Origin of the sequence: Shewanella glacialimarina (assembly GCF_020511155.1) — a bacterium.
GTDB classification, from domain to species: domain Bacteria; phylum Pseudomonadota; class Gammaproteobacteria; order Enterobacterales; family Shewanellaceae; genus Shewanella; species Shewanella glacialimarina.
Map to the genome: position 1 here is coordinate 1287695 of NZ_CP041216.1, position 15576 is coordinate 1303270.

The 15576-nt window shown below is 42.6% G+C and carries 11 protein-coding genes; all 11 read right to left on the bottom strand.

The window, feature by feature from the left end:
* Positions 1-41: 41 nt before the first annotated feature.
* The 11 genes from FJ709_RS05615 to FJ709_RS05665 all read right to left on the bottom strand — a co-directional run bounded on the left by FJ709_RS05615 (position 42) and on the right by FJ709_RS05665 (position 15576).
* Positions 42-3275 carry an efflux RND transporter permease subunit gene (locus tag FJ709_RS05615; protein ID WP_226414225.1) on the bottom strand — a complete coding sequence of 1078 codons (3234 nt, stop codon included), beginning with the start codon at positions 3273-3275 and terminating at the stop codon, positions 42-44.
* A gap of 14 nt (positions 3276-3289) precedes the next feature.
* Positions 3290-4360 carry an efflux RND transporter periplasmic adaptor subunit gene (locus FJ709_RS05620; protein WP_226414227.1) on the bottom strand — a complete coding sequence of 357 codons (1071 nt, stop codon included), beginning with the start codon at positions 4358-4360 and terminating at the stop codon, positions 3290-3292.
* Positions 4361-4555: 195 nt separating this feature from the next.
* Positions 4556-5806 (bottom strand): outer membrane protein transport protein, encoded by a 1251-nt coding sequence (locus tag FJ709_RS05625; protein ID WP_226414229.1) that lies wholly within the window; start codon positions 5804-5806, stop codon positions 4556-4558.
* Positions 5807-6205: 399 nt separating this feature from the next.
* Complete coding sequence (gene putP / locus FJ709_RS05630; RefSeq protein ID WP_226414231.1) at positions 6206-7669, bottom strand: sodium/proline symporter PutP; 1464 nt, start codon at positions 7667-7669, stop codon at positions 6206-6208.
* A gap of 144 nt (positions 7670-7813) precedes the next feature.
* The gene (locus FJ709_RS05635; protein WP_226414233.1) at positions 7814-8521 is read right to left on the bottom strand and encodes a DUF3379 domain-containing protein; all 708 of its coding nucleotides are present in this window, start codon (positions 8519-8521) and stop codon (positions 7814-7816) included.
* Complete coding sequence (locus FJ709_RS05640) at positions 8514-9077, bottom strand: sigma-70 family RNA polymerase sigma factor (protein WP_226414235.1); 564 nt, start codon at positions 9075-9077, stop codon at positions 8514-8516. Before FJ709_RS05640 ends, FJ709_RS05635 begins: the two co-directional genes overlap by 8 nt.
* A gap of 208 nt (positions 9078-9285) precedes the next feature.
* The gene (locus FJ709_RS05645) at positions 9286-10911 is read right to left on the bottom strand and encodes a BatD family protein (RefSeq protein ID WP_226414237.1); all 1626 of its coding nucleotides are present in this window, start codon (positions 10909-10911) and stop codon (positions 9286-9288) included.
* Positions 10905-13070, bottom strand: coding sequence for a VWA domain-containing protein (locus FJ709_RS05650; protein WP_226414239.1), 2166 nt, complete (start codon positions 13068-13070; stop codon positions 10905-10907). The genes FJ709_RS05645 and FJ709_RS05650 overlap by 7 nt, the downstream gene beginning before the upstream one ends.
* The gene (locus tag FJ709_RS05655) at positions 13067-14071 is read right to left on the bottom strand and encodes a vWA domain-containing protein (protein ID WP_226414241.1); all 1005 of its coding nucleotides are present in this window, start codon (positions 14069-14071) and stop codon (positions 13067-13069) included. The genes FJ709_RS05650 and FJ709_RS05655 overlap by 4 nt, the downstream gene beginning before the upstream one ends.
* Complete coding sequence (locus tag FJ709_RS05660) at positions 14065-14640, bottom strand: DUF4381 domain-containing protein (protein ID WP_226414244.1); 576 nt, start codon at positions 14638-14640, stop codon at positions 14065-14067. The genes FJ709_RS05655 and FJ709_RS05660 overlap by 7 nt, the downstream gene beginning before the upstream one ends.
* Positions 14641-15576, bottom strand: coding sequence for a DUF58 domain-containing protein (locus FJ709_RS05665; RefSeq protein WP_226414247.1), 936 nt, complete (start codon positions 15574-15576; stop codon positions 14641-14643).

Below are 15576 nucleotides of genomic sequence, written 5' to 3' on the forward strand. Positions count from 1 at the left end.
TTCACTTTGTTAATGGTTTTATTGGTCATGGTATTGCTCCTTTATTTTACGGTTAATCGGTTGCGCATCACTGCAAAGTACAACACAGGGATGACAATCAAGGTTAAAATAGTTGAGATAAAGATGCCAAATATAAGGCTAATAGCAAGACCGTTAAATATTGGGTCATCTAAGATAAATAAGGCGCCAATCATTGCCGCTAAAGCGGTTAACATAATCGGTTTAGCTCGAACTGCCCCCGCGTTAATAACCGCTTTATCGAGTGCTATGCCCTGAGTTAGTTGCTGGTTTATAAAGTCCACCAGTAGTATCGAGTTACGCACAATAATGCCCGCTAAGGCGATCATTCCTATCATTGATGTGGCGGTAAACTGTGCTCCTAATAAAGCATGTCCTGGCATAACACCAATAATGGTTAATGGTATAGGTGCCATAATAACCAATGGCACTAAATAAGATTTAAATTGGCCAACCACTAACAAGTAAATGGCTATCATGCCAACCGCATAAGCAATGCCCATATCGCGGAAAGTCTCATATGTGATCTTCCACTCCCCGTCCCACAATATTGCCACTTGCGATAATCCATCAGGCTGATTAACAAAGTGTTGTGCTATGGGGTAGGGCTTATCAATATTGGCTTCATCAAGTTGAGCTGAAATATCGAACATGCCATAAAGTGGGCTATCTGTTGGTCCCGCCATATCCGCCACTACCATGATCATCGGCACCATATTTTTGTGCACTATTGGGGCATTAATACTGCCTTTATGAATGCTGGCGACAGAGGATAAATTAATTGACTCGCCAGCTGGATTGATCAGTTTTAGATTAAGCACTTGCTGCAAATCCACTTTTTCAGCGTCATCTAATTGCAACCTGATAGGTGTGGGATATTTATTGGTTTGGGAATGTAAATAGCTGACATCTTTGCCACCAATGCTGGTGGCAATGGTGTTAACGATTTGCGCATAGGATAGCCCAAGCAAGCTTGCTTTTGAGCGATCGATGTTAATTTGCCATTGCTGTTGTTGGGCTGGTAAATAAATATCCACATCAACCACATGTTCAGTATTTTTAAAGCGCTGCGCTAAGGCGTTAGCCGTTTGCTCGCGAAGTGCTGTTGTTGGCGCGTAAACTTCCGCCAAAATTGGCGACCATACAGGCGGTCCTGGAGGCACTTCGACCACTTTTATGTTGGCGTTATAACGATTGGCAATTTCCTTTAGTGGTTCCCGCACAGCTAAAGCGATACTGTGACTGTCGCGGCTACGGTGTGACTTATCAACCAAGTTAACCTGAATGTCGCCTAGTTCCTGGCTGCTGCGTAAAAAGTAGTGACGCACAAGCCCATTAAAGTTCATTGGTGCGTGGGTTCCTGCATACCACTGCTGGTGGTTAATTTCTTCTACTGTGCTGAGGTATAAACTCATTTCTTGTAATACACGCTGGGTTTGTTCCACAGGAGTGCCTTCAGGTAAGTCGACAATGACCTGAAACTCGGATTTATTATCAAATGGCAGCATTTTGAGTACAACTGCCTGCATAACGGGTAATGCAAGTGCGATAGCAATCAGTGCGACAATACCAACGGCTAGGCCTTTTCGAGCTTTGCCGGCATGTTCACCAATTAGGAATGGTGACATTAACCGACTGAATAATTTAGCCAGTTTGTCATTTGCCTGATCTGCGCCGACTAAATCCGTGTGTTCAGCTTTTGGGTGGTGAGCCAGTAACTTGTAGGCTAGCCAAGGCGTTAGAATAAAGGCGATAGCCAGTGATAATAGCATGCCCATACTGGCGTTTATGGGAATTGGGCTCATGTAGGGCCCCATTAGACCAGACACGAATGCCATTGGAAGTAATGCCGCAATAACGGTGAATGTGGCTAATATGGTCGGTCCGCCAACCTCATCGACCGCTTCGGGAATAATTTCAAGTAACGGTTTATTGCTTAATGCCATGTGCCGATGAATATTTTCTACCACTACAATGGCATCATCGACCAGAATTCCGATAGAGAAAATAAGCGCAAACAGTGAGATCCGGTTTAGGGTAAATCCCCATGCCCACGAGGCAAATAAGGTCAGCGCTAAAGTGACAATAATCGCAATGCCAACTACGGCAGATTCACGCGCCCCCATGGCAAAAAGTACCAATAATACTACTGCAGAGGTAGCAAACATTAGCTTAAAAATAAGCGTGTTAGATTTATCTCCAGCGGTTTGGCCATAATCACGTGATATGGCAACCCCAACATTATCGGGGATCAGCAGGTTATCCACTTTTGCAATGCGGCTGAGCACTGCATCAGCAATATCAACCGCATTTTGGCCAGCTTGTTTACCAATGGCGATAGTGACAGCAGGGTAATCACCTGTGCTATCAACGTGACGAACATTGTGTTTTGGCGTATCACTTTTTAAGGTGATCTCAGCAACATCGGATAGATATACCGCAGAGGCGATACCTTGACTATTGGGGGCGGTATTGACTTTCACAAGTAAGTTTTTGACATCATCAATTGTATTGATAAATTGTCCTGCACGGACTTTAATTTCTTGGTTTTGTTGTACCAAAGACTGCAGCATAGATATTTGATTATTATCTTGTAAGCGCTGAGATATTTGATCAATAGTGACCCCAAAACTATTCATCTTGGCACTATCAAGACGGACATTTAGCACCATGTCATGACGGCCCTGGGTGTAAATTTCTTTGGTTCCGGGGATACGCTTAAGCTCGGTTTCCAATCCGTTAGCGACTTGTGTGAGTTGCTCAGCGGTCATGTCGGCGGACTTAGCATATAAAGTCAGGCTAACAATAGGGACATCATCAATGCCACGGGGTTTAATCAGTGGCTCGCCTATACCCGCAGCATGATTAAATTTGTCCCGGTTGGAGTATAGCTGGTTATATATATTGACCACAGCTTCGTCACGGGGAATACCCACTTCAAAAATGGTAATAATTAATGCGCCATCGGGTTGAGAAAAAGAGTAAAGCGTATCAACGCCTTTAATTTCGGAAATAATTTGTTCAGCGGGTAAAGTGACTTGGTGTTCAACTTCACTTGGGCTAGCGCCGGGGTAGGGAATAAAAACGTCTGCAAAGGTGACATCAATTTGCGGGTCTTCTTCCTTTGGGGTCACGATGACAGCAAAAAGTCCTAACAATAAACCTAATATTGCTAATAAAGGCGTTATTGCACTGGCTTGGAAGGTTTTAGCAATGCTACCCGAAAGGCCAAGAGCAGGTGTATTCGATGGTTTCATCTGTTTATTCCTGTTTAGTTGGCTGTAGCTTGACCAAGATGGAGCACATAATTGGCCGCGTTTAATACTATATTGTCGCCAGGCATAACACCGGCAAGCACCTCTACCATGGCCACACCTTGATCATTTTGATAGGCATTGCCTAAGCGAATTTGAGTTTGTAAATAGTGCTTTTGTTGCTTGCGGTAAACAGTGGTCATTTCTCCGACTTGGTAAAATGCAGATTGAGGGATGCTAATCACATTTTTAGTCGCAACAGGTAAAGCGACCTTTAACCATTGCCCTGCCTGCAAAGTGTTGTCGGGGTTATTGATAATAGCCCTGACCTTAAGGCTGTGGTCTTGTTGAGTACTAAATTGAAATGGATTGAGCTGTTCACTCATATATTGATAATTGTCATCAGAAAAACTGAGTTGAGTCAGTAAATTAAGTTGCTGGCGATACTGTTGTGGGACATAAAAAACGGCTCTAAGCTTATCGGTAGCATAGCCTGAAAGTAGCGCTTGGCCATAGCTAATGGTTTCACCTTCTTCTATCATTTTAGCGGTTAACCGCCCGGAGAATGGGGCACTGACAACGGTGTAATTAACGCTTTCTTTGGCGCGAACTAAACGTGCTTGGGTTGCGCTGACAGCCTGATTAGAGCTTTTAGCATTGGCAGTGGCTTCATCCATTGCACCTTGGGATACCGCTCCTTGAGGAAATAATGTTTGGTAACGTTGAAATTGAGCTTGTGCTTCCACATTCATGGCTTGTGCTTTAGCCAAATCTGCTTCAGCCGCTGCGAGTTCAGCGCCTTGCTCTTTATTGGTTATTTCCAGTAATGCAGCGCCCTCAGGGACTAAATCATTGACATCATAATGAATCGCTAATACTCGGCCGGACGTTTGTGCCGCCACGGTTGCTGCTTTTACCGGTTCAACTTTTGCGTCAAGTTGTAAGTAACTTGTTTGCTGATTTAATTGGATCTCAATGGTGTCAAAATCAGGACTTTGTGCAACGACTATGCAGGGGGCCATGAGGCCTGCGATGAGCAATATGCTCTGACTGAATGATGTAGATAATCGAAGTATTGATGTATGCATAATAGTAGCCTTATAAAAGTCCATAAGAAAATTCTAATGGACTTTGGTGATGCTTGCAAGGTGTTTATTAGTAAAAGTTAATACATTAGACTTCACTTAAGTTACACACTCGTTACATCGAAAGCCAGACATAAAAAAACCGCTCTAAAAAGAGCGGTTTAAGTATTCAATACCTAATATTAAAACCTATATGTATTAGAACTTATAGTTGTATTGAGCCGAATAGTAGGTCGCACCTGATTCAGTAAAGGCATTAACAGTCGAGCCCAGCCCGCTTTGTTCAATAACATGGACCTTTTCGCCAACAACCTTAGTGATACCGAAATCGAGTGAAGATTTTGGCGACAGATTATATGTGAAACCTGCTGAATACCACATGCGATCTGAGTCAGGAATAGATAATGAAGAGACTTCACCTACTACGCCATCATCACTGGCAATACCGGTTCTTACTGTCCAGTTGTTATTAATGTCATATGTTGCCCCTAAGCTAAGAAACCAAGAGTCTTTCCAATGGTATTCTTTTAAGCTATGTGACGCTGTACCTTTGTCACCTTCGTTTAGTGAGATCTGGTCAAAGCTGCTCCACTGAGTCCACTGCGCCGTATAGTGCACAGCAAACTTTTCAGTTAACTGATGAAAACCAGCAAATTGGGCTATATCAGCAATAGGGATATTAATTTCATCAAAATTTTCAGCTAGGTAACGTACATCGCCAGTGGCATTCATTTCTGGACTGAAACGATAGCTTAAACCAAATCTGTTATTTGGATTAATTTCATAAGCTAGTCCAACAATGCCGCCTAAAGCCCAACCATCGGCTTCAACATCAACTAATGAGCCAAGGATATTACTGTTTCTGGTTAACGTACCAGAAGCTTGGATCACGTCTAAACCTAGGCCTAGGCTAAGTGATTCATTAATGCGATATGACACACTGGCATTTAAGTTTACTGTTGTTACTTCAGTATTACCGAGTAAATCCGCTGGCGCTGGAATAGTATTTGGGCCCAGTGAGCCATGGTTATTAGCTAATGGGGTTAAATCGGTACCCGTGCCATAGTTACTGAATGCAGCAAATCCATAAGCAAAGGTGTCATTAACTGGGTTGATAAAATAGGCATTAGGGATAACTTTTGCTTCAGCGGCGTTATCAATATGGCCTAATTCAAATGTTCGCCCCATGAAGTCCATTTGTGCATCACTAACCTCTACGTTGACATCGGCATATGACACACCAACAGAGAGTGCTTTTTGATCAAACAAAGCCATTGCGGCAGGGTTACGTGCTAAAACCGATGCGTTGTCAGCTATTATGGCATCACCCGCCATCGCACGGCCAATACCTGCAGCAGATTGGCTATTAAGCTGAAAACCAGCAGCAGTTGCCTGAGCGCTTGCAAGTGCTACCGCAGCTGCTAGTAATGTCTTGTTGAATTTAGTCATTGTTTATTACCTATTTTGAGCTGTTATTATGATTGAAATTATGACTTGATAAGCCAATTTCATTGTGCAGCTTTGAATGTGCAGGCATCTTAGGTAACAGGGGAAAGGCTAACAAGTCCGACCACATGTTAGTTGTTGTTAATATTGAGTTAATTCAAAAGGCTGTTTTTTGTGTATTAAGGTTGTGGTTGGTGGTTTCTTATTTTAATTTGTTGTTTAACAGTAGGTTGGTTTATATTTTGGCTGGTTATGTTGTTAATGCCATGTTGCTTTCAAACGCGGGTGTTAGATGAAGTTAAAATGTAAGAAAGCGTACACTTGTACGCTTTTTTACACAAAGGTTGTTTATTTGTTCAGTTTGATCTATTTCAGTACCTAAGCTGTTATTTTAATCGATAACTATTTCTGGCTTTGTAGGTTTTGTTCAAATGCATTGAACTGGCCTTGCACTTCAGTCGATGGTGGGAATAATTTACTAAATACAACCCCAAAGATAGTCGCGAAAAAGAAGCCAGGAATAATTTCATATAAATCGAAAATCCCACCTTTTAATTGCTCCCAAGCTACAACGGTTACCGCACCGACTAATATTGTTGCAATTGCACCGTTACGGCTAAATCCTTTCCAGAAAAGCGATAGAATCACCACAGGACCAAATGCAGCACCAAAACCTGCCCATGCGTAACTGACTAGGCCTAATACGCTGCTTTGTGGGTCAAGGGCAATAATACCTGCGATAAGTGCGATACTAATAACGCCAATTCGACCCACTAACATTAATTCTTTACTGCTGGCTTGAGGGCGTAGCCATTTACGGTAAAAATCTTCCGTTATCACACTTGAACAAACCAATAGTTGCGAATCAATCGTGCTCATTATGGCCGATAGAATAGCCGCAATAAGTAAACCACCCACCCACGGATTAAACGCTGCACGGGCTAAGTGAATAAACACGGTTTCAGGATTGTCTAAAGGTGATTGGGCGAAATATAATGTACCTGCAATGCCGGTTGCCAGTGCACCAATTAATGCAACAATCATCCAACTCATGGCAATACGTCTTGATAAACGTAAATCTTTCGCACTGCCAATCGCCATAAAGCGAGATAGGATATGTGGTTGACCAAAATAGCCAAGTCCCCAGGCCAGTAATGACACTAGGCCAATAACTGTGGTTTTATCACCCACAAATGTCAGCATAGCAGGATCTAAACTGTCCATGTTTGCCTGAGTGTCGGAGTGATTAAATATGGCGACAGGTACAATAATTAACGCAATTAGCATTAAACAGCCCTGGAAAAAGTCTGTCCAGCTGACGGCAAAAAAACCGCCAACAAAGGTGTATGACACAATAATTACCGAGCCAATGACCAAGGCTAGGGTGTAATCAAGGCCAAAGACTTTTTCAAATAGAATGGCGCCGCCCACCATGCCAGATGATGCATAGAAGGTGAAGAATATTAAAATGGTCACCGCTGAGACCAACTTAAGGACACCATGATTATCGTTAAATCTATGTTCGAAAAAGTCGGGTAGGGTGAGGGAGTTATCTGCAAGTTCAGTATAAATTCGTAAGCGTTTTGCGACAAATAGCCAGTTAAGCCATGCGCCAAATACTAAACCAAAGCCAATCCAGGCTTCACCTAGCCCACCTAAATAAACAGCGCCTGGCAGGCCAAGTAACAGCCAACCAGACATGTCGGAAGCGCCGACACTTAATGCGGTAACTGCTGGGCCCATCTTGCGACCGCCGAGAATGTAATCATCGACAGATTCGGTTTTCTTATATGCCCAAAAACCGATCCCCATCATAACGGCTAGATAGCCTATGAAAGTGATTAAAATAGGTGCTTGAATTTCCATGATTGTTCCATATGGTTATTTTTATGGAGCAATGCTAGCAGAAGATTGATGTAGTTCACACTTTCGCGGGGGGAGGATAGGAAAAAATACTCAGCCACACTGTAAAATACGGCTGAGTGCTATGTTAATTTTGTCGTAATTATCTTAGATAAACGTTTGCTCAATTTCGCGTTTAATGTAATTTAGATCAGATTGCTGTTCACCGACAAGTAGCATATAGGTTCCGGCAAATTTGAATCCTTGTCCTTTGTATTTTGCATCGGCAAAGGCCTCATCTAGGGTTAATCTATTCTCTGCTGGCACAATAAATAAGGTTACTTTGTGACCATTTTCATCTTGCATAACCAAATGCAAAGATTTAACCCCTTGAAAATCGCAGTAGGCAGTATAGAAGACTCTTCCTGGCTGCTGAATAAATTTAGACTGTTGTAGGCCTGATAGACTGGCTAACTTGAAGTTTACGTCATTAAAACCGATGTTTTGTTCCATCTGTAGCGCTTTGGTTTCATGGTAAACATGGGCTAAAGCATTTTCAGATAAATCAATTGGGGTAAAACGTAGCATACTGAAGCTAACCCCAACAACAAACGCAATAGACGCCGCCATCGCCATTAAATAGCGAGTACGTTTTTGGGTTTGATGATGTTGGTTTAGCTGTTGACGCAGTATTAACTTGTCCGCTAGGTCATCAGGTACCGGAATATTAAGCGCTTGTGTTAGTCGATCATCAAGTGCTTGTAAATCTTTAACCAATTTCGCATCAGCTGAGTTATTTGCGATATGCTGCAAAAAGTCATCTGACTGAGTATTGGGATCGCCATAAGCTTGGCGACGAAATTGTAGATCATCCATTTGATTGACCTCTTACTTCTGGGCTGTCTAATGCATCTTTTAATTGGTTTCTGGCACGAAATAATCGTGTCATTACCGTGTTGCGATTTAATTCAAGCATCTCGGCGATTTCATCTCCGCTAAATCCACCAATGAGCTGTAATAACAAAGGTTCACGATATTCTAAATCAAGTTTGCCGATTTGCCTGCGTAGCCAATATTGCTCGGTTTCATCTTCAGTGCTACTAGAGATAACATCTTCAAGTAGCTCTTGTTCTACATCACTGTAATCAAACTGCTTACGCTCAAAACGTCGGGCATTTTCCCTACGTAAAATAGTGATAAGCCAGGCTTTTGCGGCTTTATCATCTTTTAAAGAATCTAACGCACGCCATGCCCTTAAAAAGGTTTCTTGAGTGATATCTTCAGCCACATGTTTATTACCGCATAACCAATAGGCATAACGGAAAATGTCGGTATGAAGTGCCCTGACAAGGCTATCGTAACGTCTTTGTTTATTTACCATGTCAGATAAGACCGTAGGGTCGGACTTTTTCTTTCGCAGAATTTCAAACATTTTTATATTTTTCTCATAATAATTACACTTAGCTTACTAGGTCAGCGCAAGAGTGCAACGACTATTGTGGAGGTTATTTTATTACTGGTCTTCATTATTATCAGTGACAGATCACTAGTGGCAATTATTATAAGTCGCTACAAAGTGCCAAATAACATCTCCCTTTTATGCTATTTCATAAAAGGGAGGACAACCCATTTGATAGGCCTTAAGGATTCAGTTTAGCTATGATTGAATCAGTCTGTTTATTGCTATTAGGTTGATATGATTGGATTGCATCAATAAGCTGTTTTTTATTCACAGGGGTTGTATGTTGGCTGTAGCGGCCGGATTGCAAAACGCTAATTGCTTGTGAAAGTAATGTTGAAAGCTGACTAATTTCCGCCAAAGTGACTTTACGCTTCAATATCGCTGAAAAATACTGTTGCAGCGTGCCTATCACATCGCTGACATTATTACGATCGCAGGCATCCACTATGGCTGCTAAGTTAGCCATATTCGTTGTCGGACGTGCGGTGATTGTTGTGTCACCAGCCTGATTTTGATGACTTCGGCCTGCGGCTTTTCGCCATAACACTAAAGTGATTAACCATAGTGCTGCAAATAATCCGGTCAACCATGGCCAGTAATCCGCGCTATTGTTAGATTGAGCTTGGGGCGTAATCAGTAGTGCATTATCGGCCATTTGCCCTGCGATAACGGTAATGGTTTTGGCAGGTAAAATGGCATATTCCTGCTGCTTTAATTGAATATTCCACCAAGGTACTTTTATTTCTGGCAGGGTATAAGTGCCCGGTTTAGTAGGTACCATAGCGGCAGTTAAGCTGTATTGCGAAATCACTTGTCCATCACGAATACCCGTTTGGCGTAACGGCTTCTCAGGATAAATCTTCATTCCTTCTGTCGCAGGCATTGCCAGCTCGGGGAGGCTATGTTCATCAACATTAATGGCAATTAAGCTGATGGTTCGAGTAATGGGGCTGCCTGCTTCAAAGGTGGTTTTATCATCGGGCCATACTTCGCGTAAGGACACTAAATCACTCACTAACCACTCACCTTGATAACTCGGTGGGTAGCTATTTATTTGAATCACTTTCCGCTCGGCTTCAGTTTGCATCGGAATGCTTTCATTAAAACCAAACATGCCGCCACGGTTTTGTGTTTCAATTAATACATCACCAGAAAAAGTTGCACCGTTAATAATAATTTCACCAGGTAAGCCTGCAACAATACCGTAGTTGCGCTCAATCACTCTAAAGCGGCGACCATTGACGATTTCAGTGCTGTCGGTATCTTCACCAATTTGTTTTATTTGTGCACCTTGGACGACAGGGGCACCCAGTACACCGCGTTGCAATTCTACGGCTAAATAGAGTTTTACCTTGTAGTTAATTAACTGACCAACGTAGGCTTCATCAACATTAGTGCTGACTTCAATATACAAATTTTGAGATTCTTGAGGCTGACTTCCTGCTGGGTTAACCTGCAGGGTAATTGGCGATGAACTTACTCCGCCGATAGTGAACGCTGGAATAGTCACCTTACCGGTATATTTAGGTGATAACAGCACTTGCCATCGAGTTTCTTTGGTAGTGCTGAAGTTTATCATTTGAGTACTTCTGCCCACACTTGTGCGACCAACAATAAAGTTATCCAGTAATGAAGATGTATCTAATGCGCCGGCATTGAGATCGTCATCGGCGCTGATGTTCAACACAAAGTATTCACCTTCACTCACCGGATTTTTGTCGATACTGGCTTCTACTTGAGTGAGCGCCATAACCGAAGGGGCCAAAACAATAAGTATTAGGCTTAATAAAATTCGAATTACCACTGTTCTTTTTCCTTGACCTGTTGACGACGTTTTTGATATTCCAATTGCATTTTATTGCGGATCAATACTTGTGGATCCTCATTTATTGCTCTTAATGCTCTTTCCATATCTTCTGGCAATGGTTGTTGGCCTATCGTTGTTGGGCTAATAACCTGATTTATAGGCTTGCCATCCTCATCTAATGTTTCTTCTAAAGGTGTTGCTGAAGCCGTTGGCTTATTTGATTGCTCAGCATTTTTAGCATCCGAACTTTTAGCATCCGAACTTTTAGCATCCGAACTTTTAGCATCCGTACTTTGCTCAGTATCGGCTTGCATACTGGCTTCATTACTTGGTGCAGGTTCATCTTTTGCGGTTGAGTTTTCTGAAGAGCCTGATTTAGACTGAGCGTTATCGGCATTTTCTTCTGCTTGATCATTAGGCTTATCATTGGGTTGACTGCCAGATGATTGTTGCTGGTTTTTGTCTTGGCTATCTTCAGACTGTTGTTCGTCAGGTGTTTCATTACTTTTAGATTGTTTATCCTGCTCAGCATTCTCAGACTGCTTGCCCTGTTGGTCCTGGTTAGACTGATCAGAGTTTGAGCTAGAATTTTGAGAGTCTTGTTGCTGATCATTTGGTTGACTGCTGTTTTGCTGGTCCTGATTTTGTTGCTGATTTTGTTGACTGTTCTGCTGGCTATTTTGATCATTTTGTTGTTGATCTTTATCCTGTAAGTCATTTTTCTGCTCACCATTTTGATCGCTATCTTGTTCATTGACCTGCGATTGTTGCTGTTTAAGCAATTCTTGTGCTACCGGTAGATTTTCTGCTACCTCAGTAAAATCAGGTTGTAACGTTAAAGCTTGCTCATAGCGTTTAATCGCTTCAGGAAAATTGCCTAACTGCATCAAACTATTGGCTTGGTTATATAAGCCTTCGGCGCTGTTATCTTGTTCAAAAAGTTCAAGTGCTTGTTGGTAGTTCCCGGCTTTATAATGGGCGCTAGCCTGCCAATTCGGTTGACTGAAATTTGCCGCCGCTTTGGCATACTCTTCTTTATCAAAAGCCTGCTGGGCTTGTTGATCTGCTGTCAGCCATAAATTGTCCCAAACATTTGCCTGTACAGGCTTGCTATAGCCTGTACTGAAGGCTAACAAACCCATTAGTCCAGCTAAAGGTAGCCAGGCAGTAGGTAACATAAGGTTAGCTAGCACACCGTGTTTAAAGCTTAATAACATAGGTAACAGTAATAATAGTGCTAAATAGGGGCCTAAATCTTGCCATGATTCACCTTCAAGTTCAGTGGCTTTTGCTTGGCCATCTTCAGCAAGCCATTGAATGAGTTGTTTGATATCGCTGCCATCTGACTGCGCTGCAATTAACACTCCTGAACCTTTTTTAGCCAGTTTTTGCAGCAAGTTAATATCAGTTTTAGCGACCACCACTTCATTGCTGCTATCGCGCATTAATTGGCCATCAGAGAGCTTTATAGGGGCACCGGTTTTACTGCCAAAGGCTAATATTGATAAACGGTAGCGGCTATTTTTTAATTCATCATATACCTGGTTAAATTGCTGATCTGAAACCCCATCTGTCATTAGAATAATATCACCAGTAACATGGCCTCCTTGGGCTAAAAGCTGCTGTGCTAATGTGATGGCTGAGGATAAATTAGAGCCTCTTACAGGCATAATATCCGGTGATAATGTGGGCAAAAGGTTAAGCAAAGTGCCATTGTCACGGGTCAAAGGGCTAATGGTAAAAGCATCACCGGCGTAGGCAATTAAGCCCGTTTCACCTTCTTTTATTTCAGACAGTAAATCCGTCGCGCGAAAGCGAGCGTGGGATAATCTATTTGGGGTTAGATCGGTCGCGTACATGGAGTAAGACATGTCCATAATCAACACTCGACCTTGATCCGTCGCAAATACAGGTAAATTTTGTTTGCTGATAGCAGGACCTGCTAATGCTAATACTGCAACAATCCAACAAAATGCCAGTAACCCCTTAGGCTTATTGCTTTGCTCGGCACTGTCGCTGATTAGCATGCGGGTTAGATGCGGCGCAATATACGCTTTCCAAGCAGATTGTTGCTGATGACGACGCCAAAATAGCAAGCTTAATAAAATAAGCGGCACTAAACCTAATAGCCACTCTGGGCGGATAAAGTGGATCATTCTATTTTGCCCCCACGCTTAAATGAAGGTAATACCAGACCAGTTTGAAAGTGTTGCTGGGCACTAATTAAGATACTGAGCAATAGAGACATTAATAAAGGCCAATAGAATAATTCTTTCTTCGGGCGATAACTTAATTGATCGCGGCTAACCGGCTCTAATGTATCTATGGTCTGATAAATTTTTGCCAGATCTTCACTGTTTCTAGCGCGAAAATACTGCCCATTGGTCATATCGGCTAGCTTTTGTAACTGAGTTTCGTCTAAATCCATTGATGGGTTAATGCGCTCTTTACCAAAAATAGTACGGCGCTCAAGTAACTCGGCGCCAACACCTACGGTATAAATAGTAATGTTTCTTTTTGCAGCTATTTCTGCTGCCATTTCGGGCTCAATATTGCCAGCATTGTTTGAACCGTCAGTTAACAACACCAGCACCCGATTACTTTCATCAACCATTTCAAATCGTTTTACCGCTAATGCGATGGCTTCGCCAATAGCCGTTTGTTTGCCGACTAAACCAATTTGTGCATCGGTTAAAAACTTTGCCACCGAGCGTCTATCTTGGGTCAGTGGCGCTTGTAAATAAGCGTGATCAGCAAATAATATTAATCCGAGGCGATCGCCTTTGCGACGTTCAATAAAGTCGGCTAACACATGCTGAATTAAGGTGAAACGGTCGACGATTTTGCCATCAATCACCATGTCTTCAATTTGCATGCTGCCTGATAAATCAACAGCCATCATTAAATCACGACCTTTGGACGGTAACTCAATCGGCTCGCCCAGCCATTGGGGCCTTGCTACTGCACACAATAAACATACCCACATTAGCCAATATAATTTGCGTGAGCGTTTTACCGTTTGTTGGCTTTGGTTTTTGATGGCGTGACCGACACCGGGAAGTTGCAGGTGTCCACCTTGGTCGACGATTTTTGTTTGTCTAAAAAATAACGGCAATGGCAATAAAATAAACACCAAAGGCCAAGTGGCACTTAACATGCAGCCTCCTGCTTATGCTGTTTATCAGTATCTTCAATGCTGATAGGCTCAAAGGGATGTTTATTGGCTAGCCACAGACTCGCCAGCATTAATAACTGCTGATTATCTTCAAGTGTGAGCCCTTTAGCCTGGTGGCGTTTGACTAATAACGTACCTATAAGATGCTGTTTGGTTTTTGGTAAACGTTGATCTAGCCAACTAAACCACGGTTGACCATTTAAATGTGCCAGTGATTGCCTTGGCAAATAGGTCATTGCGGTTCGTTTTAGTAAGCTATTAACCTCTGAAGCAAAGTTATCTGCTGTACTGTCCATTGATTGTAATATTTTCAGCGCGGTTTTTCGGGGCGCGTGATAACGACGTTGCTTGAGAATTTTACCAATCATCCAGCTCAGTATTAGGATAGATAGCACAAGTAATAGCCAATAGCCTGGTGCGATTGGCATAGATGAAACCATGTTAGGCAATAAAATGTCATGCATTTGAGCTAAAGGCGAAACACCTTGGTTGGCCACCGCGGCAGGTGCGGCTGCCGACGCTATGATTGAGTTAATTAAAATAGGTAACATTTAGCGTAATAATTCCAATTGTTCACTCAGTGGTTTACCTGCATCGATAAACTTAGGTTGTACATTAAGTTGCTTCATTAATTGCACAAAGCCTTGTTGGGCAACTTGCTGCTCTACTAACCATTTTTGATAGCTGTCGCGGGTTAATGTTAATTGCTGCTTGCCATCACGTACCGGAAAAGCAAACTGCTTAGGCAAATTCAGTGTCCCCTGGCGAAGCGGATCTGTTATTACAAATGCACCGATATCACAGTGACGTTTTAGCTGTGTTAGCGGCGCAAGGCATTGCGGACTGAAATGGTGACCATCGGTAATGATCCATACTAAAGAGCCCGGTTTTGCTATCCGCTGTAATCGCTGGCAAGCTTTGAACATATGTTCGGGGTCTTGCGGCAAATTATCAAATTGATTGAGCTGTTTTTGATGCACATCAATTAAACCTGATGACAGTTGTAACATGCCTTGTCTACGGCTACGGGGCTTGAGCTCTAAATGGGTTGTTTCACTGGCAATTAATGCACCGAGTTTATCACCATGCTTTACCGCACTCCATGCTATGGTTGTGGCCACGTGGGCAGCCTGAACCGCTTGTAATAATAATTGTGAACCAAAATATAAACTGTGGCTTAAATCGACTAGTAATAGGATAGGGCGTTCGCGTTCTTCAATAAACAATTTGGTGTGAGCCACGCCAGTACGCGCGGTAACTCGCCAGTCAATAGAGCGCACATCATCACCATTTTGATAATGACGTACCTCAGCAAACTCCATACCGCGGCCCTTGACTAAACTTGCCCTATGACCAGCCATAGCCGCTTTTGTGCGTGTTTTACGGTCAGCTACAACATGCGACAAGCTTTGGCAGGCAATTAACTCCTGCTCGTTCAAGTTTATGCCATCACTAAATAACGGCAGTGATAATTCTGCTGTGCTCAT

Excerpts from the sequence above, each read along its gene's own strand:
- FJ709_RS05615 (WP_226414225.1), bottom strand. The coding sequence starts at position 3,275 with ATGAAACCATCGAATACACCTGCTCTTGGCCTTTCGGGTAGCATTGCT.
- FJ709_RS05620 (WP_226414227.1), bottom strand. The coding sequence starts at position 4,360 with ATGCATACATCAATACTTCGATTATCTACATCATTCAGTCAGAGCATA.
- FJ709_RS05625 (WP_226414229.1), bottom strand. The coding sequence starts at position 5,806 with ATGACTAAATTCAACAAGACATTACTAGCAGCTGCGGTAGCACTTGCA.
- putP (WP_226414231.1), bottom strand. The coding sequence starts at position 7,669 with ATGGAAATTCAAGCACCTATTTTAATCACTTTCATAGGCTATCTAGCC.
- FJ709_RS05635 (WP_226414233.1), bottom strand. The coding sequence starts at position 8,521 with ATGGATGATCTACAATTTCGTCGCCAAGCTTATGGCGATCCCAATACT.
- FJ709_RS05640 (WP_226414235.1), bottom strand. The coding sequence starts at position 9,077 with ATGTTTGAAATTCTGCGAAAGAAAAAGTCCGACCCTACGGTCTTATCT.
- FJ709_RS05650 (WP_226414239.1), bottom strand. The coding sequence starts at position 13,070 with ATGATCCACTTTATCCGCCCAGAGTGGCTATTAGGTTTAGTGCCGCTT.
- FJ709_RS05655 (WP_226414241.1), bottom strand. The coding sequence starts at position 14,071 with ATGTTAAGTGCCACTTGGCCTTTGGTGTTTATTTTATTGCCATTGCCG.
- FJ709_RS05660 (WP_226414244.1), bottom strand. The coding sequence starts at position 14,640 with ATGTTACCTATTTTAATTAACTCAATCATAGCGTCGGCAGCCGCACCT.
- FJ709_RS05665 (WP_226414247.1), bottom strand. The coding sequence starts at position 15,576 with ATGAGCACAGCAGAATTATCACTGCCGTTATTTAGTGATGGCATAAAC.